19 protein-coding genes are annotated in these 20,041 nt (G+C 74.2%); 10 read left to right on the forward strand and 9 right to left on the reverse strand.

All coding sequences use genetic code 11. From position 1 onward, the window contains the following. Positions 1-9 precede the first annotated feature (9 nt). The gene (locus ACQ1X7_RS09920) at positions 10-1,374 is read right to left on the reverse strand and encodes a GntP family permease (RefSeq protein ID WP_432478018.1); all 1,365 of its coding nucleotides are present in this window, start codon (positions 1,372-1,374) and stop codon (positions 10-12) included. Between the two features lie 286 nt (positions 1,375-1,660). On the opposite strand from ACQ1X7_RS09920, the gene ACQ1X7_RS09925 reads away from it, so the two are divergent. From ACQ1X7_RS09925 to ACQ1X7_RS09940, 4 genes are all read left to right on the forward strand, one after another. Beyond that, positions 1,661-3,301 (forward strand): peroxidase family protein, encoded by a 1,641-nt coding sequence (locus ACQ1X7_RS09925; RefSeq protein WP_432478019.1) that lies wholly within the window; start codon positions 1,661-1,663, stop codon positions 3,299-3,301. Between the two features lie 89 nt (positions 3,302-3,390). After that, the gene (locus ACQ1X7_RS09930; RefSeq protein ID WP_432478020.1) at positions 3,391-4,536 is read left to right on the forward strand and encodes an LLM class flavin-dependent oxidoreductase; all 1,146 of its coding nucleotides are present in this window, start codon (positions 3,391-3,393) and stop codon (positions 4,534-4,536) included. Further along, the gene (locus ACQ1X7_RS09935; protein ID WP_432478021.1) at positions 4,533-5,180 is read left to right on the forward strand and encodes an FMN reductase; all 648 of its coding nucleotides are present in this window, start codon (positions 4,533-4,535) and stop codon (positions 5,178-5,180) included. The genes ACQ1X7_RS09930 and ACQ1X7_RS09935 overlap by 4 nt, the downstream gene beginning before the upstream one ends. A 77-nt stretch (positions 5,181-5,257) precedes the next feature. Then, positions 5,258-6,334: a winged helix DNA-binding domain-containing protein gene (locus ACQ1X7_RS09940; protein WP_432478022.1), complete on the forward strand. Its 1,077-nt coding sequence runs from the start codon at positions 5,258-5,260 to the stop codon at positions 6,332-6,334. A 6-nt stretch (positions 6,335-6,340) separates the two neighbouring features. Here ACQ1X7_RS09940 and ACQ1X7_RS09945 read toward each other — a convergent pair whose 3' ends face one another. After that, on the reverse strand, positions 6,341-6,772 hold the full coding sequence (locus tag ACQ1X7_RS09945; RefSeq protein WP_432478023.1) for an NYN domain-containing protein: 432 nt from the start codon (positions 6,770-6,772) through the stop codon (positions 6,341-6,343). 109 nt (positions 6,773-6,881) lie between these two features. Continuing rightward, entirely contained in the window at positions 6,882-7,346 is a 465-nt protein-coding gene (locus tag ACQ1X7_RS09950) for a MarR family winged helix-turn-helix transcriptional regulator (RefSeq protein WP_432478024.1), read from the reverse strand. 40 nt (positions 7,347-7,386) lie between these two features. On the opposite strand from ACQ1X7_RS09950, the gene ACQ1X7_RS09955 reads away from it, so the two are divergent. From ACQ1X7_RS09955 to ACQ1X7_RS09970, 4 genes are all read left to right on the forward strand, one after another. Beyond that, positions 7,387-8,646, forward strand: coding sequence for a hypothetical protein (locus ACQ1X7_RS09955; protein WP_432478025.1), 1,260 nt, complete (start codon positions 7,387-7,389; stop codon positions 8,644-8,646). 587 nt (positions 8,647-9,233) lie between these two features. Further along, on the forward strand, positions 9,234-9,677 hold the full coding sequence (locus ACQ1X7_RS09960; RefSeq protein WP_432478026.1) for an MOSC domain-containing protein: 444 nt from the start codon (positions 9,234-9,236) through the stop codon (positions 9,675-9,677). 34 nt (positions 9,678-9,711) lie between these two features. Next, positions 9,712-10,761: a MerR family transcriptional regulator gene (locus ACQ1X7_RS09965; RefSeq protein ID WP_432478027.1), complete on the forward strand. Its 1,050-nt coding sequence runs from the start codon at positions 9,712-9,714 to the stop codon at positions 10,759-10,761. Then, the gene (locus tag ACQ1X7_RS09970) at positions 10,758-11,963 is read left to right on the forward strand and encodes an MFS transporter (protein WP_432478028.1); all 1,206 of its coding nucleotides are present in this window, start codon (positions 10,758-10,760) and stop codon (positions 11,961-11,963) included. Before ACQ1X7_RS09965 ends, ACQ1X7_RS09970 begins: the two co-directional genes overlap by 4 nt. A 10-nt stretch (positions 11,964-11,973) precedes the next feature. Here ACQ1X7_RS09970 and ACQ1X7_RS09975 read toward each other — a convergent pair whose 3' ends face one another. Both ACQ1X7_RS09975 and ACQ1X7_RS09980 read right to left on the reverse strand, forming a co-directional pair. Beyond that, positions 11,974-13,374, reverse strand: coding sequence for an NAD(P)/FAD-dependent oxidoreductase (locus ACQ1X7_RS09975; protein ID WP_432478029.1), 1,401 nt, complete (start codon positions 13,372-13,374; stop codon positions 11,974-11,976). Between the two features lie 63 nt (positions 13,375-13,437). After that, positions 13,438-15,516 carry a hypothetical protein gene (locus ACQ1X7_RS09980; protein ID WP_432478030.1) on the reverse strand — a complete coding sequence of 693 codons (2,079 nt, stop codon included), beginning with the start codon at positions 15,514-15,516 and terminating at the stop codon, positions 13,438-13,440. A 71-nt stretch (positions 15,517-15,587) separates the two neighbouring features. On the opposite strand from ACQ1X7_RS09980, the gene ACQ1X7_RS09985 reads away from it, so the two are divergent. Beyond that, positions 15,588-16,010 carry a VOC family protein gene (locus ACQ1X7_RS09985; protein ID WP_432478031.1) on the forward strand — a complete coding sequence of 141 codons (423 nt, stop codon included), beginning with the start codon at positions 15,588-15,590 and terminating at the stop codon, positions 16,008-16,010. Positions 16,011-16,029: 19 nt separating this feature from the next. Here ACQ1X7_RS09985 and ACQ1X7_RS09990 read toward each other — a convergent pair whose 3' ends face one another. Then, complete coding sequence (locus ACQ1X7_RS09990) at positions 16,030-16,977, reverse strand: succinylglutamate desuccinylase/aspartoacylase family protein (RefSeq protein WP_432478032.1); 948 nt, start codon at positions 16,975-16,977, stop codon at positions 16,030-16,032. After that, positions 16,977-17,474, reverse strand: coding sequence for an ATP-dependent zinc protease family protein (locus ACQ1X7_RS09995; RefSeq protein ID WP_432478033.1), 498 nt, complete (start codon positions 17,472-17,474; stop codon positions 16,977-16,979). The genes ACQ1X7_RS09990 and ACQ1X7_RS09995 overlap by 1 nt, the downstream gene beginning before the upstream one ends. 24 nt (positions 17,475-17,498) lie before the next feature. Here ACQ1X7_RS09995 and ACQ1X7_RS10000 point away from each other — a divergent pair, with 24 nt between their 5' ends. Continuing rightward, positions 17,499-18,689 carry a RimK family alpha-L-glutamate ligase gene (locus ACQ1X7_RS10000; protein WP_432478034.1) on the forward strand — a complete coding sequence of 397 codons (1,191 nt, stop codon included), beginning with the start codon at positions 17,499-17,501 and terminating at the stop codon, positions 18,687-18,689. Between the two features lie 197 nt (positions 18,690-18,886). Here the strand turns inward: ACQ1X7_RS10000 and ACQ1X7_RS10005 are convergent, their stop codons facing one another. Further along, positions 18,887-19,357, reverse strand: coding sequence for a TIGR00725 family protein (locus ACQ1X7_RS10005; protein ID WP_432478035.1), 471 nt, complete (start codon positions 19,355-19,357; stop codon positions 18,887-18,889). Next, the gene (locus ACQ1X7_RS10010; RefSeq protein ID WP_432478036.1) at positions 19,354-20,013 is read right to left on the reverse strand and encodes a TetR/AcrR family transcriptional regulator; all 660 of its coding nucleotides are present in this window, start codon (positions 20,011-20,013) and stop codon (positions 19,354-19,356) included. The genes ACQ1X7_RS10005 and ACQ1X7_RS10010 overlap by 4 nt, the downstream gene beginning before the upstream one ends. Positions 20,014-20,041: the final 28 nt, after the last annotated feature.

Raw genomic sequence — 20,041 nt, forward strand, 5'->3', positions numbered from 1 at the left:
CCTCCCGCCTCAGACGACCAGGCTCAGCGCCATGATCAGCGGCAGCGCGACGACCGACGCCAGGGCGGTCACGAACGTGAGTGCCTTGAGCGCACCGCTCGTCGAGACCCCCAGCAGCGACTGGAACATCCAGAAGAAGTTGCTGTTGACCTGCAGCGCGAACAGCGCGCCGGCCCCGATGGCGAGGCCGACGATGACCGGCGCCACGTCGAGCTCCCCCAGGATCGGGCTGATGATGCCCGAGGCGGCGATGGCCGCCACCGAGATCGAGCCGATGGCGAGGTGCAGCACGGCCGCCACCAGCCACGCGAGCAGGATGATGAGGAACACCGGCAGCCCGGCGTCCGCGGAGAACAGGCCGCCCAGGACGTCGGCGAGGGCGGTCTCACCGATGACGGCGCCGAGCGAGCCGCCCACGCCGGTGACCAGCAGGATCTGGCCGGTCGTGTCGAAGCCCTTGCTGAGCGACTCGTCCGTCGCGCCCCGGCCCAGCGTGCGCCTGGCGAGGACGTAGGCCCCCAGCAGGCCGAGGAACAGGGCCAGCACCGGGTTGCCGAGGAAGGCGATGACGTCGTTCGAGAATCCCGCGGCCTCCGCGATGGCGCCGAACGCGATCATGACCAGCGGGACCAGCACCGGCAGCAGGGAGACGAACAGGGACGGCACCGAGCGGGCGTCGTCGCCGTCCATCTCCTCCGCTCGCTGCTCGGCCAGCGCCTCCTCCTCCAGGAGCGCCTCGGAGGCGTGCTCGTCCGTGTCCGGGTTCCAGAAGCCGCGCGCGAGGAGCAGGCCGTAGACCAGGACGGTGAGCAGCGCCGTGACGATGCCGATCGGCAGTCCGTAGAGCAGCATCGTGGCCAGCGGGATGTCGAGCAGGCCGGCGATCGAGATGGTTCCGAGGCCCGGGATCACGAAGACGTAGCCGACCAGGATCCCGGCGGTCAGCGCACCGCCCATCATGCCGAGGCCGTTGCGACCCAGCTGCGGCGCTGCCGAGCGGGCCAGGGGCGAGCCGAGCACGAGCTGGACGTCGACGTAGATCGACGGGAACAGGGAGGTCATCACCGCGGCCATCGCGTACGGCAGCCGGGTGGCGCCGAGCACCCGCAGCAGCAGCGCGACCAGCCGTTGCAGGGCCTGCATCGCGAACAGGAGCGACCCCATCAGCACGCCGAAGCCGATCAGCAGGCCGACCTCGGCCATGATCCCGCCGAAGCCCTCGACGATCGCGGTGAGGGTGCCCTCGAAGCCCAGGCCGCCCGCCAGCCCGAGGTAGAGCGAGCCGATGACCAGGGAGATCACCGGGTCGACACCGAGCACGATGATGAGCAGGACGACGGCCAGGATGGCGATCGCTGCGTGGAGGACGATCACGGGAGCTCCTCGAGAGCCGGGGGACGGGCCTGTGCAGGCAATCACACCCGCAGTTCTCGGCGGAACCCGCAATCTGCCGATCGAGACATAAGCGACGGTTATCACCGAGCGCGCCGGAGAGGCGGGGGCCGCCGTCCGGGGGACTCACCCGAAACGGCCGGGGGATCGGCAGTTTCGCCGTACCTGCGTCGCCTCGCGCGGCGATACGCTGCCCGGAGTCGCTGACCCACTGGGGAGGGAGGTCGGCCGACGGCCGCTCTTCCGGGTCCACTCGGAAGGAGTCGTCATGCCCGACGACAGCACCAGCAGGAGCCACCCGTCCCGGCACTCGCGGGAGCACTTCTTCATCGTGGGTGAGGGGCTGTTCGGCGATCCGGAGACCGCACCCCGGACCGCACCGGTGGACGACGCGCCGGAGCGGGCGCAGGCCGCGGCGGCGGCGGCGGAGTTCCGGTTCTCGCGGATGGGGCCGCGGGGCAAGACGCTGCCCGAGGGGCTGCTGCGCAAGGTCGCCAAGGCGATGACGTCGCAGGACGCCGGCGGCAACGGCACCATCCCGGCGGGCTACACCTACCTGGGTCAGTTCGTCGACCACGACCTGACCTTCGACGAGACCACCGTGGCGCTGGGCGACTCGATCTCACCGGCCGCCCTGGAGCAGGGCCGGTCGCCGGCGCTGGACCTGGACAGCCTGTACGGCGCGGGACCGGCCGACCCGGCGTCGGCGGAGTTCTACAAGGACGACCGGCACCTGAGGACGGGGCGGACCGTGAAGGTCGGGTCGGGGGTGCTGGTCGCGCACCCGGAGTACGACCTGGCCCGCAGGGGCAGCGACATCGACGACCCTCCGCGGCGGGCGCTGATCCCCGACTTCCGCAACGACGAGAACCTCGCGGTCGCCCAGACCCACCTCGCCTTCATCCGGTTCCACAACCGGGTCGTCGACGGGCTGCCGAGCGGCGTACCGGTCAACCAGCGGTTCCGGCGCGCCCGGCGGCTGGTGACCCTGCACTACCAGTGGATGCTGCGCACCGACTACCTCCCGAAGATCTGCGACGACAAGGTCGTCAACGACGTGTTCAGGAACGGCCGCAAGGTGTTCGAGGTGGGCGCGGACCCGATGCAGCTGCCCACGATGCCGGTGGAGTTCTCGGTGGCGGCGTTCCGGATGGGGCACTCGATGATCCGGGACCGGTACGACTGGAACGCGGCCTTCCCCAGCGGTCAGGGCTTCCTGTTCTTCCTGTTCGACTTCTCCGGGACCTCCGGCTTCCTCGGCGGCGGTTCGCAGGCGTTGCCGAGCAACTGGATCGCCGACTGGCGCCGGCTCTACCGGTTCGCCAAGATCGGCCGCGAGGACCTGAAGCCGCCGGCGGGGCAGTTCAACCTGGCCCGGCGGATCGACACCTTCCTCGCCCCCGACCTGCACAACCTCCCCGACGGGGCGTTCGGCGGCAAGCGCGCCGGCTTCGGCCGGATGGCCGCGGACCTCGCGTTCCGCAACCTGGTACGGGCCAGGATGCTGAAGCTGGCCAGCGGGCAGGACATGGCCAGGCTGCTGCGCCAGAAGGGCGTCCCGGTCACCACCCTGACCAAGCGGCAGATCCTCGGCCCCGGCGACGGGGCGGACCTCGGCGAGCTCACCGCCGCCGAGAAGGACCGGTTCGCCGCCGACACCCCGCTGTGGTTCTACGTCCTGCGCGAGGCCGAGCTCAACAAGGGCAAGCTCACCGGCGTCGGGGCCCGGATCGTCGTGGAGACCTTCCACCGCGCCATGGAGGGCTCCCGCAACTCCATCGTCCGCAACCCCGACTGGCGCCCCACGCTCGGCAAGGGCGCGCCGGACCGGTTCACGATGATGGACCTGCTGACCATCGCCTACGACGACAGGAAGAAGGTGCTCGCACCCCTCGGCGACACGCTGTAGAGGCAGACCCCGTCCATCGGGAATGCTAGGAGCCCTCGACACGTTCGGACTGGTGCAACGTTCAACCAGTCGGACCGGAAGGGGCGACCATGCAGTTCGGTGTCTTCAGCGTCGGGGACGTGACCCCGGACCCGACGACCGGCCGTGCGCCGAGCGAGCACGAGCGGATCGAGTCGATGACCAAGGTCGCGCTCAAGGCCGAGGAGGTCGGGCTCGAGGTCTTCGCGACCGGGGAGCACCACAACCCGCCGTTCGTGCCGAGCAGCCCCACCACCCACCTCGGCTACCTCGCCGCGCAGACCGAGCGGCTGATCCTCTCGACCTCGACGACGCTGATCACCACCAACGACCCGGTGAAGATCGCCGAGGACTACTCGATGCTGCAGCACCTGTCCGGCGGCCGGGTCGACCTGATGATGGGTCGCGGCAACACCGGCCCGGTCTACCCCTGGTTCGGGCAGGACATCCGCAACGGCATCTCCCTCGCGGTCGAGAACTACCACCTCCTCCGGCGGCTCTGGCGCGAGCCGGTCGTGAACTGGGAGGGCCAGTTCCGCACCCCGCTGCAGGGCTTCACCGCCACCCCGGCGCCGCTCGACGGCGTCCCGCCCTTCGTGTGGCACGGCTCGATCCGTTCGCCCGAGATCGCCGAGCAGGCGGCCTACTACGGCGACGGGTTCTTCCACAACCACATCTTCTGGAACAAGGAGCACACCCAGCAGATGGTGGAGCTCTACCGCCGCCGGTTCGAGCACTACGGGCACGGCGCCGCCGACCAGGCGATCGTGGGCCTGGGCGGGCAGGTGTTCATGGCCGAGACCGAGGCCGAGGCCAAGCGGTTCTTCCGTCCGTACTTCGACAACGCGCCCGTCTACGGGCACGGCCCGTCGCTCGAGGACTTCTCCGAGCTGACGCCGCTGACCGTCGGGACCCCCGAGCAGGTCATCGAGCGGACCCTCGGCTTCGCCGACTACGTCGGCGACTACCAGCGCCAGCTGTTCCTCGTCGACCACGCCGGCCTGCCGACCGACGTCGTCCTCGAGCAGCTGGAGATCCTCGGCCGCGAGGTGGTTCCGGTGCTGCGCGAGGAGTTCGACCGGCGCCGGCCGGCCCACGTCCCCAGCGACCCGCCCACCCACGCCTCCCTGGTCGCGGCCGGTCCCGAGTCCTCGCACCGCCTGGTGACGCCGGCCCGTCCGGCCGAGACCGGTGCCGCCGCCGGGAGCACCCGGTGACCCGGCAGCTGGTCGTCCTCAGCGCCGGGCTGTCCGAGCCGTCCTCGACGAGGCTGCTCGCCGACCAGCTGGCCGACGCCGTACGGGCGCAGGTGTCGGCGCGGGGCGAGGACGTCGCCGTCGAGGTCGTCGAGCTCCGTGAGCTCGCCCACGACCTCGCGACCGCCACCACGAGCGGCGGAGTGCCCACGCCGCGGCTGGCCCGCGCCCACGACCTGGTGTCGGCGTCCGACGGGATGATCGCGGTGTCGCCGGTGTTCACGGCGAGCTACAGCGGGCTGTTCAAGATGTTCGTCGACACCCTCGACCCCGACGCGGTGAACGGCATGCCGGTGCTGGTCGGGGCGACCGCGGGCACGCCCCGGCACTCCCTGGTGCTCGAGCACGCGATGCGTCCGCTGTTCAGCCACCTGCGCGCGGTGGTCGTCCCGACCGGCGTGTTCGCCGCCACCGAGGACTTCGGCGACGCCCGGCTCGAGGAGCGGATCCAGCGGGCGGCCTCCGAGCTCGCGGCCGCGCTGGTCGGCGGTGACCGGGTCGCCGGCTTCGGACCCGACCTGGCCGCCCGGCAGCGACGCTCGGGCACCGACCTCCCCGAGCCGCCGCCGTTCGAGAGCCTCCTGCGCGACCACTCCGGCGGCTGACCCGGTCGTCGACGGGCCGGTGGTCGGCCCGCGGAGCGACTCTGCAGCCACAACCCCGTGGACTACCGTCCGGGGGCATGGTGACCGACGTCGACCTGGCCCGCTGGCGGGTGCGGAGCCAGCACCTCGTGGGTCCGGGACTGCCCAGCGCGACCGAGGTGGTGGCGTCACTCCTGGGCGTCCAGGCCGAGAACCCGTCCCAGTCGGCGTGGGCGGTCGCCACCCGTACGGCGACGCCGGACGCCGAGGACCTCGGCGCCGCGCTCGACGACGGTCGGGTGTTCCGGACCCACGTGCTGCGCTCGACGTGGCACTACGTGACCGCCGACGACCTGGTGTGGCTGGTGGAGGTGACGGCTGCGGGGGCGCGACGACCGATCGACCAGCAGCTGCGCACGACGTACGACGACGCAGCCCTGGACCGGCTGTCGGGCCTGGTGCTCGACGCGCTCGCCGGCACCCACCTGACCCGGCAGCAGGTTGCCGAGCTGCTCGCCGACGCCGGGGAGGACGTCGGCGGCATGGAGCTGATGCTGCTGATGGGCCACCTCGAGCTGCACGCGCTCGTCTGCAGCGGCCCGCGGGTGGCGGGCGGCCACAGCTACGCGCTCGTGGCCGAGCGGGTGGCGGCGCCACGCCGGCTCGACCGTGCCGAGGCGCTGTCCGAGCTGGCCCTGCGCTACGCCTGCGGTCACGGACCGGTCACCGTCGAGGACCTCGTCTACTGGGCGTCCCTCTCGCGCACCGACGCCCGCGCCGGCCTGGCGGCCGCCGGCGACCGGCTCGAGTCCTTCGAGCACGAGGGCCGCACCTTCTGGCACGCGCCCGGGCAGGAGCCACCCGCGGGTCCGCAGCAGCCGGCGGCCCACCTGCTGCAGATCCTCGACGAGACCTACCGCGGCTACGCGACGGCGTCGCGCTGGGTGCTGGACGCCGCCGGGGTGGTCCCGCGCGGCCGGGAGGCCGCGATCGGCATGGCGCTGGTCGACGGCCAGCTGGTCGCCGGGATGAAGCGCACCGTGGACGGCGCGCGGGTCCGGTTCACGCTGCGGCCGTACCCGTCGTGGACCGACGAGCTGCGGCCGGAGGTCGAGGAGGCTGCCGCCCGGTACGGCGCCTTCCTCGGCCTCGAGCCGGTCGTCGACCTCGCCTGAGCGACCTCACGTCGCCCGGTGCCGCCCGGCGGCCGGGTGGTCGCCGTCCGTCGCCAGCGTCGAGAGGTCCAGGAAGTCGGTGCAGACCGCGCGGAAGGCGTGCGGGGTGCTGGCCGGTCCCGCGGCGCTGACGCCCACCGCCCGCTCCCGCAGCCGCTCCACGAGGGGCGTGGCCGCCCCGACGTCGCCCACCAGGACCAGGTGGTCGACCTCCGCGGTCGCGGCCAGGTCCAGGGCGTCGACGGTCAGCGCGACCAGGGCGGGGTCGTGGGACGCGCGGGTCCGGAAGTGGTGCCGCAGCGAGATGCCGTGACGGCGCAGCAGCGGCAGCCAGGTCCACATCTCCGGCTGGGTCCAGTCCGCGTGGGCCCGGGCGATCCGCACCGGCTCGCCGTCGGTGAGCCACGGCACCAGCGGCTCGAAGACCGCAGGGGGCACCGACGCAGCGTGCACCAGGACCCCGCGCCGCACCGATCTCCCTCCCACGACGGTTGCGAGGGTAGGGGAACCGGGCTGGTGGGTGGAAGCGCCACCCGGCACGGTGTCCTCAGGAGTCGCCGGGTGTCCCGCCGGACCCTGCGGCCGCCGCGATCACGGCGGCCAGGGCCTGGCGCAGCTCCGGCTCGGGCCGGGTCAGCCGCGCCAGGAACCGGGCGTTCACGACGTCGAAGGCCTCGCGTGCCGTGGCGTGGGCTGCGAGCCCGGCGCCGTTGAGCGCGATCTCGTAGGACCGCCCGTCGGCCTCGCTGCGCTCCCGGACGACGTGCCCTCGCTCGGACATGGTGCGCACCCACACGCTCACGGTCGTCGCCGGCACGTGCAGGTCGTGCGCGATGGCCGTCGGGGTGCACGGTCCGGCTTCGCCGACGTGGCTGTAGAGGGCGTACTCGCCCGGCGTCAGCGGGCTGTCGACCATGCCGCGCGCCAGCATGTCCTGGACCGCCTGGGCGAGGACGAAGACGTCGAAGAGCAGCGAGGTGCCCTTGATCGGAGGGCGGGTGGGAGCGGGCACGCGTCGACACTACTACGATAACGTAGTATCTTCCGGAGCCATGCGGACCGCAGCGGCCCTGGTGGCCGTGACCGTGCTGCTGGCGGGGTGTGCCGGCAGTCCGCAGCCCACGCCCGACGACCCCGCCGCCGGGTCCCGGTCGGCCGCGGCCGACCTCGACTTCCTGCTCCAGGAGCTGGAGGCGATCCACCCCGAGCCGTTCCACGGCGTCAGCCGGGAGGAGTTCGTCACCGAGCTGCGCGGACTCCAGGACCGGCTCCCCGAGCTGGACGACGACCAGGCCGTCGTCGAGTCGATGCGGCTGGTCGCGCTGCTCAGCCGTGAGGGCCGCGACGGACACCAGTTCGCGCTGCCGCAGGAGGGCCGGGCCGGCGAGTTCCTGCCGCTGCGCTGGTACGAGCTGGACGGCGGGCTCGTGGTCACGGCCGCGATGCCGCCGTACGACGACCTGGTGGGTGCCCAGGTCCGGTCGGTCGACGGGGTGCCGGTGGACCGGCTGCTCGCGCTGGCCGAGCCGCTGGTCCCACGCGACGGACCGGCGACGGTGCCGCTGTTCCGGCCGATGCTGCTGCTGCGGACCCAGGTGCTGCGGGGCCTCGGCGTCGCCGACGACGGCGCGGTCACGCTGTCGGTGGCGACCCGCTCCGGCGTCCGCGAGCGCGACCTGGAGCCGGTCGGGGAGGCCGAGCACGAGGCGTGGGCGGGCCGGTTCGGCGGGTTCCGGCTGCCGCAGCGGCCCGACGTCGGCTACCTGAGCCGGCTCGGCGACGTCCAGCGCACCGAGTGGCTGGGCCGGGTCCTCTACCTCCGGCTGACCGAGGTGCAGGAGACGCCGGACGCCGCCCTCCTGCGCCGGCTCCGCCGTCCCGACGTCGAGCGGCTGGTGGTCGACCTCCGGCAGAACCCCGGCGGCGACAACACCAACAACCCCGCGATGGTGGCGGCGGTGGCCGACTTCGCCGGGACGCACCCGCGGTCCGAGGTCGTGGTGCTGACCGACCGGGTGACCTTCTCCGCCGCCAGCAACCTCGCCACCGAGCTCGAGCGGGCGGTCGACCCGGTGTTCGTCGGCGAGCCGATGGGCGGCGGGCTCAACTTCTGGGACGACGTGACGCCGGTGCGGCTGGACGCGATGCCGGTGCCGCTCGAGGTCGGCGTCAGCACCCGCTACTGGGAGATCAGCCGGCCCGGCGACCCGCGGCTCACGATCCAGCCCGACGTCCCGGTCCCGGTCACCGCCGGCGACGTTCTCGCCGGCCGCGACCCGGCGCTGCGCACCGCGCTGGGACCGCTGCCGTAGCCGGACCAACCGGGGGACCGTGCCCGAGGTCTGGGGCCCACGGCTCCACCTCGTGCACAGGGTGGTTTCGAGACGGGCGCAGAGCGCCCTCCTCAACCACCGTCTGCGCCCGGACGCAGCGCGCGCCCATGGAGACCGTCGTCCGGCGGCGCACAGTCCGGTGGTTGAGGAGGTTGCGCAGCACGGCTCCGCCGGTGGTTGAGGAGGTTGCGCAGCAACCGTCTCGAAACCACCCCGGCCCGACCCCTCCCCGACACCGGGCACTCCTGCTCCGCCGGGTCCTTGCCGTGGCGCGGAATCGCGGTCGAAGGTGCCCATCCGCGGCGTCACCCCGGGGACGACTCCTCCGCCACGGGTGGTTTCGAGACGGGCCTTGACGGCCCTCCTCAACCACCGGCACCCCGCGTTCCCCACACCCTCTGCCGGTCATCTGCGGTGGTTGACCGCCCCGGTGGTTGAGGAGGTTGCGCAGCACGGCTCCCCCGGTGGTTGAGGAGGTTGCGCAGCAACCGTCTCGAAACCACCCCGGCAGACCGAGCACGCCCGATCCGCGGTTTCCCCCTTCTCGGGCTCGGCATGCTGGCGGCATGAGCGAGACCGGGCGCGTCGTGGCCGTGCACGTCGCGAAGGGGCGGCGCCTGCCCATGCGCGCCGTCGCGGAGGCCGACGCCGAGGCGGGGCGTGGCCTGGTCGGCGACCGCTACCACGGCACGAGGCACCGGCACGTGTCCCTGCAGGGTGCGGCGGCCCTCGCCGACGCGGCCGACCGGCTGGGGCGTCCGGTGCCGTGGGAGCTGACCCGCCGCAACGTCACCGTCGACGGCCTCGACGTACCGACCGCTCCCGGCACCCGGCTCCGGGTCGGCGAGGCGCTGCTCGAGGTGGTCCGGGTCGCCGCGCCCTGCAAGCTGCTCGACGACACCCTCGGCCCCGGCGCGCAGGAGGCGCTCCGCCGCCGAGCAGGCACGGTGTTCCGGGTGCTCGAGTCCGGCGCGATCCGGGTGGGTGACCCCGTGTCCCCGGACGCTTGACCTTCGAGCGGCCTGAGGGTCGAGACTCACCGGCGTGACCACCGAGCCGCTGCTGACGATCAGCGCCTTCGCCCGCGCGGTCGACCTTGCGCCCAGCACCCTGCGCTACTACGACGAGGCCGGGTTGCTCCCTCCGGCCGAGGTCGACCCGCAGACCGGCTACCGCTACTACACGCCGGGCCTCGAGCGACGGGCGACGCTCGTACGCCGGATGCGCGAGGCCGGCCTGTCGGTCGAGGCGATGCGGGCCGTGCTGTCCGGGTCGCCCGAGCAGGCCGCGCGGGTGCTGCGGTCCCACGCCGAGGGCGCGCACGACTCGGCCCGACAGGCGGCGCGGGTGGCCGAGGAGGTCCTGGCGGCGCTCGACGAGACGCCGGCACGCGACGTCACGGTCACCGTGGACGGCGCGGAGGCAGCCGCCGCGGTGCGCCGGGTCGCGCGCGTGGCCGCCCAGGACACCGGCCCGCTCGGCGGGTTCCTGCTGGACGTCGCGGACGACGGGCTCTCGGTCGTCGCGACCGACCGCTACCGGATGGCGTCCTGGCGGTTGCCGGTCGCCGAGTCCCGGCCGGGCGAGGCCCGGGGGTTCGTGCCGCTCGGCGAGCTGGGGACCCTGGCCGGGGCACTGGCGCCCCACGCCACCGCGAGCGTCACGGTGGCCGCGGACCGGCTCACGGTCGAGGGCGACTCCGGCGCCACGACGCTCGACCTCGGCCCCGACCGGTTCCCGGCGTACCGGCTGGTGCTGCCGCCGACCCCCACCGGGCGGACCACCCTGCCGCTCGGCGAGCTGCGTGACGCGGTCTCCCTCGTGGCCGACGGGCCGGTGCGGGTGGCGGCGACGGGAGACGGCGCCGACGTCGGTGGGTACGGCGACGCGCCGCGCACCCGGCTGGCCGGCGTCACCGTGGGCGACCCACGGGTGCTGTGGCTGGCCCGCGACCTGCTGGCCGGGTCCCTCGACGCGTGCGTCGGCGACGCGGTGACGGTGTCGTGGAGCGAACCCGACCGGCCGGTGCGGCTCTCCCCGGTCGAGCAGCGCCATCTCGACGTGCTGCTGATGCCCGTGCACCCACCGGTGTGAGCGCACCCGCGACGGCGACCGACGTCCGGCTGCTCCGGCCCGGCTTCGTCGCCTGGCTCGGTGCCGCGACCGGGTCGGCGGTCGGCGACGGGGTGCTCTACTTCGCCCTCGCCTGGACCGCGTCCGGCCTCGGCCCCGGCGCCGCCACCCTGGTGCTGGTCGCCGGCCTGGTGCCGGAGGTCGCGCTGACCCTGGTCGGGGGCGTCGTCGCCGACCGCTGGGGCGTCCGCCGCACCCTCGTCGCCTCCACCGCGGCGATGGTGGGGGTGCTCGCCGGCTTCCTGCTCGCGCTGGCCACCGGGGTGCCGATGCTCGCGCTGCTGGTGGCGGTGTCGGTCGCCCAGGGCGTCGCGACGGCGTTCCAGGGACCGGCCGGCAGCGTGGTGCCCCGGCTCTTCTTCCCGGAGGCCGCGGTCGGTCGCGCCCTGGCCCTGACCGGGTCGGTGCTCTCGATGGCGCGACTGGTCGGACCGCCGCTGGGCGCCGTGGTCGTGGTCGCGCTGTCGCTGGGCGGGGTGCTGGTGGTCGACCTGGTCACGTTCGTCGTGGTGCTCGTGGTGCTGCGGGTCGTCCGGCCGCCGTACGAGGCGGAGCCGGTGGCGGCGTCCGGAACGGCCCGGCACGACCTCGCGGCGGGGCTGCGGGCGCTGCGCGCGGCGCCGGGCATGGTCCCGCTGCTCGGGTCGGTGGCCCTGGTCGCGGGCGGGCTGCTCCCGCTGCTCGCGCTCGCGGTGCCCCTGCTGGTGCGCGAGCGGGGGTGGGCGGCCCACGACGCCGGGGTGATCGAGGCCTGCTGGATCGGCGGCGGGCTCGCCCTCTCCCTGGCGGTGGCCAGGCTCGGCACCCGCGACCGGGCACGGCCGCCCCTGGTGGTCGGGCCGGTGCTCGCCGCCGCCGGTGCCGTGGGGCTCGCGGTGGCGCCGCACCCGCCCGCGGCCTACGGAGCTGCGCTGCTGATGGGCGTCGGGACCACGGTGTACACGACCCACCTCTTCCCGCTCTACCTGCTCCGCAGCCCCGCGGAGATGCAGGCGCGCTTCTCGTCGGTGCTGATCGTGGTGCAGATGGTCGTGCTGCTGCTCGGCACCCTCGCCGCCGGCGCGGCCGCCACCCGCTTCGGCATCGTGCCGGTCCTGCTCGGGGCCGCTGCGGTCTGCGCGACCGCGGGACTGCCGGTGCTCACCAGTCGGACCCTGCGGTGACCGCGGCGACTCACGACCGGGACGCGCCGACCACCGTCGTGCTCCCGGAGCGGGACCGCGACCGTGCGCGGCCGTGGAGGAGCACCCGGTACGCCGTCGCCGGCGCCATCAGCGCCGACGGCGGGTCGAGCAGGTTGGTGACGCGCATCAGGGTGCGGGCCACCGCCGGGTCGTGGTGCGCCACCCGCTGCGCACGCGCGACGTAGCGGGACACCAGGCGGTGGCCGCGCGGGCGCTCACCCTCGGTCCCGGGCAGGGCGAGGTCGGCACCGACGGCGATCGTCCAGGCGCGGTCGGCCGCCTCCGCGGCGTCGGCGGGGTAGTGGCGCCGGACCGCGTCCAGGCCGCGCGTCGCGTGCCGGGCGAGCCGGACCGCCTGGAGAGCGGCGACGCTCATGCCCTGGCCGAACGTGGGGTCGAAGCTGGCCACCGCGTCGCCGACGGCGGCGAGCCCGAGGGGGAGCCGCACCCGCTCGAACCGGCGGCGTCGGCAGTCGGGAAAGCGGTACGTCGCCGGGGGGTGCAGCAGGTCCCGGTCGGCCAGCAGCCTGGCGAGGTCGGGGGAGACCACGCCGGCCGCGAAGCGACGGAACCCGTCCGCGTCCACCGGCGGCTGCTCCTCGCCGTAGCCGCACACCGACACCGTCCAGGTGCCGTCCTCCTGCGCGATCGCCACCCCGACGCGCGGCACCGGCGGCACCGCCGCCGAGACCGAGACGTAGCGGCCGTCGAGGTCACCGGGGCGGCGCTCGACGTGGGTCGTGGCGTACCGGACGCCCACCCGCACCCGTTCCGCCTCCGGCTGCGGCCATCCCTGGTCGGCCAGCCAGCGGACGCTGCGGGCCGAGCGCCCGGTGGCGTCGACCACCAGGTCGGCCGCGAGCCCGGTGGTGGTCGCGGTGCCCTCGGACGGTCGGCTGAGCACCCGCACCCCGACGACCCGCGTGTGCTCGTCGCCGGCGAGCAGCGACTGCACCTCGCAGCGGTCGCGCAGCACCACGCGGGGCAGGGCCCGGACCCGTCGGCGTACGGTCTCCTCGACCAGCCGGCGTGAGGTCGCCACCCCGTCGGCCCCGACCTCGGTGTCGGTCACCAGGCCGCCGCCGATCCACCAGCGGCCGTTGGCGCCGATGTCACCGCGGCTGATCGCGCCGCCGGCCAGCAGCTCGTCGGTGAACCCGGGCAGCAGCTTCTCGACGGCAAGCCGGCCCGAGGCCAGCAGGCCGTGGGAGTGAGCGGCCTGTGGAGTGCCGGGCCGCGGGTGGGCGGGCGTCGCGAGGTCGTCCCGCTCGAGCACGACGACCTCGCGCGCCAGCGGCGCGAGCGCCGCCGCGGCGAGCAGGCCGGCCACGCTGCCGCCGGCGACGACCACCCGGTCGTAGCGGGGCTCCGGGCTGGGGCTGGTGGACATGGCGACCTCCTCGTCGGGTGATGTGCCCCGCACCGTGTCCCCGACGGGTGTCCGTTCGCCAGATCAGTTGCTGTCCACTTCCTGCGCGTCGGTGTCCGGCGCGCCGTGCAGCTCCCAGTCCCACAGGAGGGCGGTCATGCGCTCCACCCCGGCACGCAGGTGGCGCCGGTAGGTCCCGAACGGGAGCCCGAGCACCTCCGCGGCGAGCTCCTGGGTGGCGGCCGGGCGCAGGTAGGTGCGGTCCACCGCGCCCGCCGCAGCCTCTCCGCGCGCCTGGGCACCGACGGCGTCGACCGCGGCCCGGAGCACCTGCCGCAGCCGGACGACAGGGTCCTGGCCGTCGGCCGGTCGGGCGAGCCGGGAGGTGAGCAACGGGCTCGCACGCAGCTGCTCCGGGCGGCCGTACGCCTTCAGCGCCTCGCGCACGGCGGCGTCGAAGTCCTCCCGGGCCAGCGCCACGGGGGAGGCGACCGGTGGCGGTGCCGTGCCGTCGCGGTCGAGCTCGCGCAGCGCCAGCGCGTCGAGCCAGGCGGCGTAGTCGCTGCGGGCGAAGTCGCGACCCCAGATGCCGAGCGCCTGCCCGTCGGCGAGCGGGAGCTCGCCCAGCGGCTCGAACCCGATGTACTCCCAGATCGGGGTCCAGGTCGGGACGCGGGTGGAGGTGACCACCACCCAGCCCAGCCCGGGGAGGGTCCACTCCCGCAACGAGATCGCGGCCACCTGGTCGGAGAACCCGCCCAGGCGCTCGGGCGTCCGGCCGTCGGCGACGACGTTGACGAGGACCGGCTCGCCCGCCTCCGGGGGTCGGCGCCGGTCCAGCTCGACCCGCACCTGCGCGACGAGCGGGTCGGCGACCTCCGTGGCGAGGTCCAGCCGGATCTCGGCGACCACCCCCGCCACCGTCCCGACCGCGTCCTCGACCACGTGGAAGAAGGAGGGGTGTGCGTCGAACCAGAGCGCCACGGCGGCGGCACGCTCGGCGCCGTCGGCCACCGCCATCGCAGCGACGACCTGCTCGCGATCGCCCGGTTCCGCGCGCCGGTTGGTCAGCGCCAGCAGGTCCTCGAAGCCGTAGAGGTCCTCGGCGTCCGGGTTGCCCCGATGCAGGAACAGCAGGTCCGCCGCCGCCTGCGCGTGGTCCCGTCCCTGGCTGTGCGCCATCCGGTCCAGGGCGACGTCCCGGATCTGTCGGTGCAGGACGGCGAACGCCTCGCGGTCCCGCCAGCGCAGGTCGCGGTCGAGCGCGTCGCGCACCACGTCGTGCACGGACAGCCCGTCGGCGTGGCTCTCGGCGTACGGCCGGCCACGCAACCACTCGAGCAGGTCGTCGGCGGTCGGCTCGTCCACCTCGAGGACCGCCATCAGCAGCGCCCGGTCGACCCGGCGGGCGTGGCCGGTCACGTGCAGCGCGCGCCGCTGCAGCGGCCCGGCCACGTCGTCCACGAAGCTGCCGAGCAGCCGGGCCGCGGCGTCGGGGTGGTCGACCAGCACCGACGGCTCAGCCGTGGCGAGGCCGGCGCCGTCGCGCTCGACGTACTCGTCCGCGGCGATCACCAGGGCCAGCGGGTGCCCGTGCGTGGCGCGGACGAGGTCGGTGACGTCCACGTCGTCCGGGACCCCGCGGTCGCGCAGCAGCCGGGCGGAGTCGGCCGGCGGCAGGTTGCGCAGCGGCAGCACCCGGACCAGGTCGCGCCACCCGGGCTCCCGGACCTCGCGCGGGGGCGGTCGTCGGCTCCCGGTCACCACGAGGCAGTCGTCGGGCAGGGCGGGGACGACGGTGTGCCACCACCAGGCCTCCAGCGGGCCGAGGCGCTCGGTGCGGTCCAGGAGCACGACGGTGCCGGGCAGGAGGGAGTCGAGGGCTGCCAGGTCGGGGCCGCCGGCGACGGCGGTGAGCAGGTCGGCGCGGGTCGGGGGCAGGTCGCCGGCGTCCACCCACCGGACGGGCCGGTCGCGGTCGAGCGCCTGGTCCTCGACCGCGTGCAGCAGGGTGGTCTTGCCGACCCCTCCGGGACCGTGCACGTGCACGACGACGCATCCGCCGTCGTCCAAGGCCTCCCGAGCCAGCCCGACCTCCTCGTGGCGGCCGACCAGGGCCCGCCGCCGGGCAGCCGCCACGCGCTGCCTGACCGTGCTGCGCACCCGCCCATGGTGGCGCGATCGGTTCCGGCTCGCCAGCCCCGCCGGGTCTGCCGCCGTGGCAGGCTGACCGGATGAACGACAGCCGGCCCCGCGTCTCCCAGCTCCGTCTCGTCGTGCACGCGGAGGACTACGAGGAGGCGGTCGGGTTCTTCCGCGACGTGCTGGGGCTGCCGGTGTCGGAGGCGTACGACGCCGAGGGTGGTGCGCAGGTGATGATCCTCGACGCCGGGCGCGCCACCCTGGAGCTGTCGAACACCCCGCAAGTCGAGATGATCGACCGGGTGGAGGTCGGCCGGCGGGTCGCGCCGCACTTCCGCGTGGCCCTCGAGGTCGACGACTGCGAGGCGGCGACCGAGGTGGCCCTCGCCGGCGGTGCGGGGAGCATCGCGCCGCCCACGCTCACGCCGTGGAACTCGCGCAACTCCCGGCTCTCCGCCCCGGCCGGGATCCAGCTGACCCTCTTCCAGGAGCTCGGTGGACCCGCAGCTCACTGAACCTGGTGGGCGACGTGCGCTAGCTCGCGATGTGGACGATCGCGTCGCCGGAGTTGACCAGCGGCGCCTCGGTGCGGCCGATCACGATGCCGTCGCGGTTGGCGTGGACCAGGCGCAGGGTCTTGCCGAAGGAGTCGACCAGCGCGCCGAGCCGCTCGCCGTCCGTGACCCGCTGGCCGAGCCGGACGTCGAGGTCGAGGATGCCGGTACGCCGGGCACGCACCCAGCCGCTGGTGCGGCACTCGACGGACGGCTCGGGTGCGGGCTCGTCGAGCGGGTCGGTCATCCCGAGGGCGGCGAGCACCCGGCGTACGCCCGCGACGCCGGCGTCGATGGCGTCGTCGTCGAACCGCAGGTTCTCCCCGGCCTCGTAGAGCAGCACCGTCGCACCTCGCTCGCGGGCGGCGTGGCGCAGCGAGCCGTCGCGGACCCGGGCGTGCAGCATGACGGGAGCGGCGAACGCCACCGCGAGGCCGCGGGTGCGCTCGTCATCGAGGTCGGCCCGGACCTGGGGCAGGTTGGAGCGTCGGTCCGAGCCGGTGTGCAGGTCGATCCCGACCTCGCACTTGGCCACGACCTCCTGCATGAACAGGTGGGCGATCCGACTGGCGAGCGAGCCGCGGGCGGAACCGGGGAAGGAGCGGTTGAGGTCGCGCCGGTCGGGCAGGTAGCGGTCGCCGTTCATGAACCCGAGCACGTTGACGATCGGGACCGCGATCAGGGTGCCGCGGAACGCGCGCGGGTCGAGGCCCGCCATGACCTGGCGGATCACCTCGACGCCGACCACCTCGTCGCCGTGGACCGCGGCGTCGACCCACACCGTGGGCCCGCCCTCCCGGCCGTGGATCACCCGCACCGGCAGGCTCACGTCGGCGCCCGTGACGAGGCGGGTGATCGGGAGCTCCAGGTTCCGTGACGCCCCGGCCCGGACCCTGACGTTGCCGATGCCGAAGGACTCCCGGGCCACTACCGGCCCCGGTTCTGGCGTCGCACCGACCGCTTCGGGCGGCCACCGAGGTAGGAGCGCCCGGGGTCGACCAGGAACCCCTGCCGCAGCGCCTCCCGGCCGATCAGCATCCGGAAGCCCATCTCGTCGCGACGGCTCAGCGACACCTCGGCGTTGACCTCGCGGCCGACCATGCTGAGGTCGAGCGAGACGACGTAGCGCTCCTCGACGTGGCCCGAGGAGCTGCGCACCTCGCGCTGTGCGACCACCGCGCTCTCGCAGGCCACGGCGTCGTCGTCGGAGTCCTGCCAGGGGTGCACCGAGTAGCGGACCCACGGTCCTCCGTCGCGCTCGAACGCCTCGAGGTCGAAGGCGTGGATGGCCGAGGTGCGGGCGCCGGTGTCGCACTTGGCCTTGATCCAGCCGACCCCGAGGCCGGGAAGGCTGACCCACTCCCGCCAGCCGGCGATGGTGTTGGATGGGGAGTCAGCATCTGTCCCAGTGCCAGGCTCAGCCATCCCGCCATCCTTGCAGGAAGAGACATGAAGCTCGCGATCCTCTCTCGGGCCCTCCGCGCCTACAGCACCCAGCGACTCCGGACGGCGGCCCTCGACCGCGGCCACACGGTGAAGGTGCTCGACACGCTGCGGTTCGGGATCGACCTCTCCGGCAAGGAGCCGGACCTGCAGTTCCGCGGCAAGCCGCTCTCGGACTACGACGCGATCCTGCCGCGGATCGGCAACTCGATCACCTACTTCGGCACGGCGGTGGTGCGCCAGTTCGAGCAGATGGACGTCTACACGCCGAACACCGCTGCCGGGATCAACAACTCGCGCGACAAGCTGCGGGCCACCCAGATCCTGTCCCGGCACCACATCGGGATGCCGGCGACGACGTTCGTGCGCGACCGGGCCGACGTGATCCCGGCGATCGAGCGGGTCGGCGGCGCACCGGTCGTCATCAAGCTGCTCGAGGGCACCCAGGGGATCGGCGTGATCCTGGCTCCCGAGCTCAAGGTGGCCGAGGCGATCATCGAGACCCTGCAGAGCACCCGGCAGAACGTGCTGATCCAGCGGTTCGTGAAGGAGAGCAGGGGGCGCGACATCCGGGCGCTCGTGGTCGGCGACCGGGTGGTCGCGGCGATGCGCCGGGTCGCCCAGGGCGACGAGTTCCGGTCCAACGTGCACCGGGGCGGCACCATCGAGCCGGTCGAGCTCGACGAGGACTACCAGGCGACCGCGGTGCGCTCGGCGCAGATCATGGGGCTGAAGGTGGCCGGGGTCGACCTGCTCGAGGGGAACGACGGGCCGCTCGTGATGGAGGTGAACTCCTCCCCGGGCCTCGAGGGGATCGAGAACGCCACCAGGCTCGACGTGGCCGGCGCGATCATCGACCACATCGACCACCAGGTGGCCTTCCCCCAGATCGACGTCCGGCAACGGCTCAGCGTCTCGACCGGGTACGGCGTCGCCGAGCTGCTGGTCCACGGAGCCGCCGACATGGTCGGCAAGTCGATCGGCGACTCCGGCCTGCGCGAGCGCGACATCACCGTGCTGACCCTCCACCGCGGCACCCACGTGATCCCGAACCCGCGCGCCAGCACCCCGCTGGAGGCCGAGGACCGGCTGCTGTGCTTCGGCAACCTCGAGGAGATGCGCTCGATGATCCCGGAGCGCCGCAAGCGCCGGCACCGGGTCAAGAAGCTGCCCAAGCAGCCGATTCACGACGCCTGACCGACCCCCCCGGCCCCGCACTGGGACCTGGGTCGCTCAGCGGTGCAGGTTCGACCTGGGTCGCTCAGCGGGCCAGGTCACAGCGATGCGAAGGCGTGGCGGCGCGTCGAAACCCCGTGCGACGACAGCAGACCCCCCGCGGGGCCTGTGCCGGCAGTCCCGGGGTTTCGAGGCTCGGCGCTGGCGCGCCTCGCACCTCAACCTCCGAGGCTGGCGAGGGCGTGCGCCACGGCCGCGGCGGGGTCGGCGACGACCACCGGGCCCCCCGCGGCGGGGAGGTCCCAGCCGCGCAGCGCGACGACCGGGACCCCGGTCCGGCAGGCGAGCGCGACCTCGCTGAGGGTGCCCCAGCTGCCGCCGACGGCGACGAGCACGTCGACCGAACGGACCAGCAGCGCGTTGCGCACCTCGCCGAGCCCGGTCGGCACCGCCACCGTCACGTGGGCGTTGGCCTCGCGACGGTCGTCGCCCGGCAGCAGCCCGAGGACCGTGCCGCCCGCGGTCGCCGCCCCGCGCGACGCCGCCTCCATCACGCCGGTGCCGCCGCCGGTCACCACCACGGCTCCGGCCTCGGCGAGCAGCCGGCCGACCTCCTCCGCGTCGCGCAGCACGAGCTCGTCCGGGTCTCCGCTCGGGCCGGCCACGCCGACGTACGGACGCGCGGTCATCGCGCGACCTCCGCCGCCAGCCGCGCGGCGAGCCCGTCGATGACCAGGTCGAGCCCCCAGTCGAACTCGGCGCCGAAGTCGTAGCCCGGCACCAGCGCGTGACCGACCGCGAACTCCCGGAAGTGCCGGAGCTCGTCGTCGGGCAGGGCGCCGAGGATCTCCGACCCGAGCTCCGCGAGCTCGTCGCCGCCCTGGAACGGTAGGCTCACCTCCTGCACCACGAAGCCGTAGAGGTGCGCGTCGAGCAGCGCGACGGCGTGACCGGTGAGCGGCAGCGAGAACCCGGCGGCGCGCAGGCACCCGAGCAACGCGTCGTGGTGGCGCAGCGTCTCGGGTCCCGGCGTCCGGCGGGAGTCCATCAGCCCGATCGCCCACGGGTGGCGCTTCATCGCCTCGCGCGCCGAGTGGGAGCGCGCCCGCATCTCCCCGGTCCACTCACCACCGACGGCGGGCAGGTGGAACTCCGCGAACACCGCGTCGACGAGGCCGTCGAGCAGCGCCTCCTTGCCGGGGACGTGGTGGTAGAGCGACATCGCCTCGACGCCCAGCTCGCTCGCCAGCGCACGCATCGACAGGCCGCCGAGGCCGCGCTCGTCGGCGAGGCCGAGGGCGGTCGCCTGGATCCGGGGCCGGGTGAGCGGCGTGCGAGCGGGCATGGTCTCGGGTCCTCCCCTTGCGCGTGCT

The sequence above is a fragment of the Nocardioides sp. GXQ0305 genome (genome assembly GCF_050880345.1).
In the GTDB taxonomy this organism is placed as follows: domain Bacteria; phylum Actinomycetota; class Actinomycetes; order Propionibacteriales; family Nocardioidaceae; genus Nocardioides.

Bases quoted from the DNA above. Each gene is read 5' to 3' on its own strand.
- ACQ1X7_RS09925 (WP_432478019.1), top strand. From the start codon at position 1,661: ATGCCCGACGACAGCACCAGCAGGAGCCACCCGTCCCGGCACTCGCGG.
- ACQ1X7_RS09930 (WP_432478020.1), top strand. From the start codon at position 3,391: ATGCAGTTCGGTGTCTTCAGCGTCGGGGACGTGACCCCGGACCCGACG.
- ACQ1X7_RS09940 (WP_432478022.1), top strand. From the start codon at position 5,258: ATGGTGACCGACGTCGACCTGGCCCGCTGGCGGGTGCGGAGCCAGCAC.
- ACQ1X7_RS09955 (WP_432478025.1), top strand. From the start codon at position 7,387: ATGCGGACCGCAGCGGCCCTGGTGGCCGTGACCGTGCTGCTGGCGGGG.
- ACQ1X7_RS09960 (WP_432478026.1), top strand. From the start codon at position 9,234: ATGAGCGAGACCGGGCGCGTCGTGGCCGTGCACGTCGCGAAGGGGCGG.
- ACQ1X7_RS09975 (WP_432478029.1), bottom strand. From the start codon at position 13,374: ATGTCCACCAGCCCCAGCCCGGAGCCCCGCTACGACCGGGTGGTCGTC.
- ACQ1X7_RS09985 (WP_432478031.1), top strand. From the start codon at position 15,588: ATGAACGACAGCCGGCCCCGCGTCTCCCAGCTCCGTCTCGTCGTGCAC.
- ACQ1X7_RS09995 (WP_432478033.1), bottom strand. From the start codon at position 17,474: ATGGCTGAGCCTGGCACTGGGACAGATGCTGACTCCCCATCCAACACC.
- ACQ1X7_RS10000 (WP_432478034.1), top strand. From the start codon at position 17,499: ATGAAGCTCGCGATCCTCTCTCGGGCCCTCCGCGCCTACAGCACCCAG.
- ACQ1X7_RS10005 (WP_432478035.1), bottom strand. From the start codon at position 19,357: ATGACCGCGCGTCCGTACGTCGGCGTGGCCGGCCCGAGCGGAGACCCG.
- ACQ1X7_RS10010 (WP_432478036.1), bottom strand. From the start codon at position 20,013: ATGCCCGCTCGCACGCCGCTCACCCGGCCCCGGATCCAGGCGACCGCC.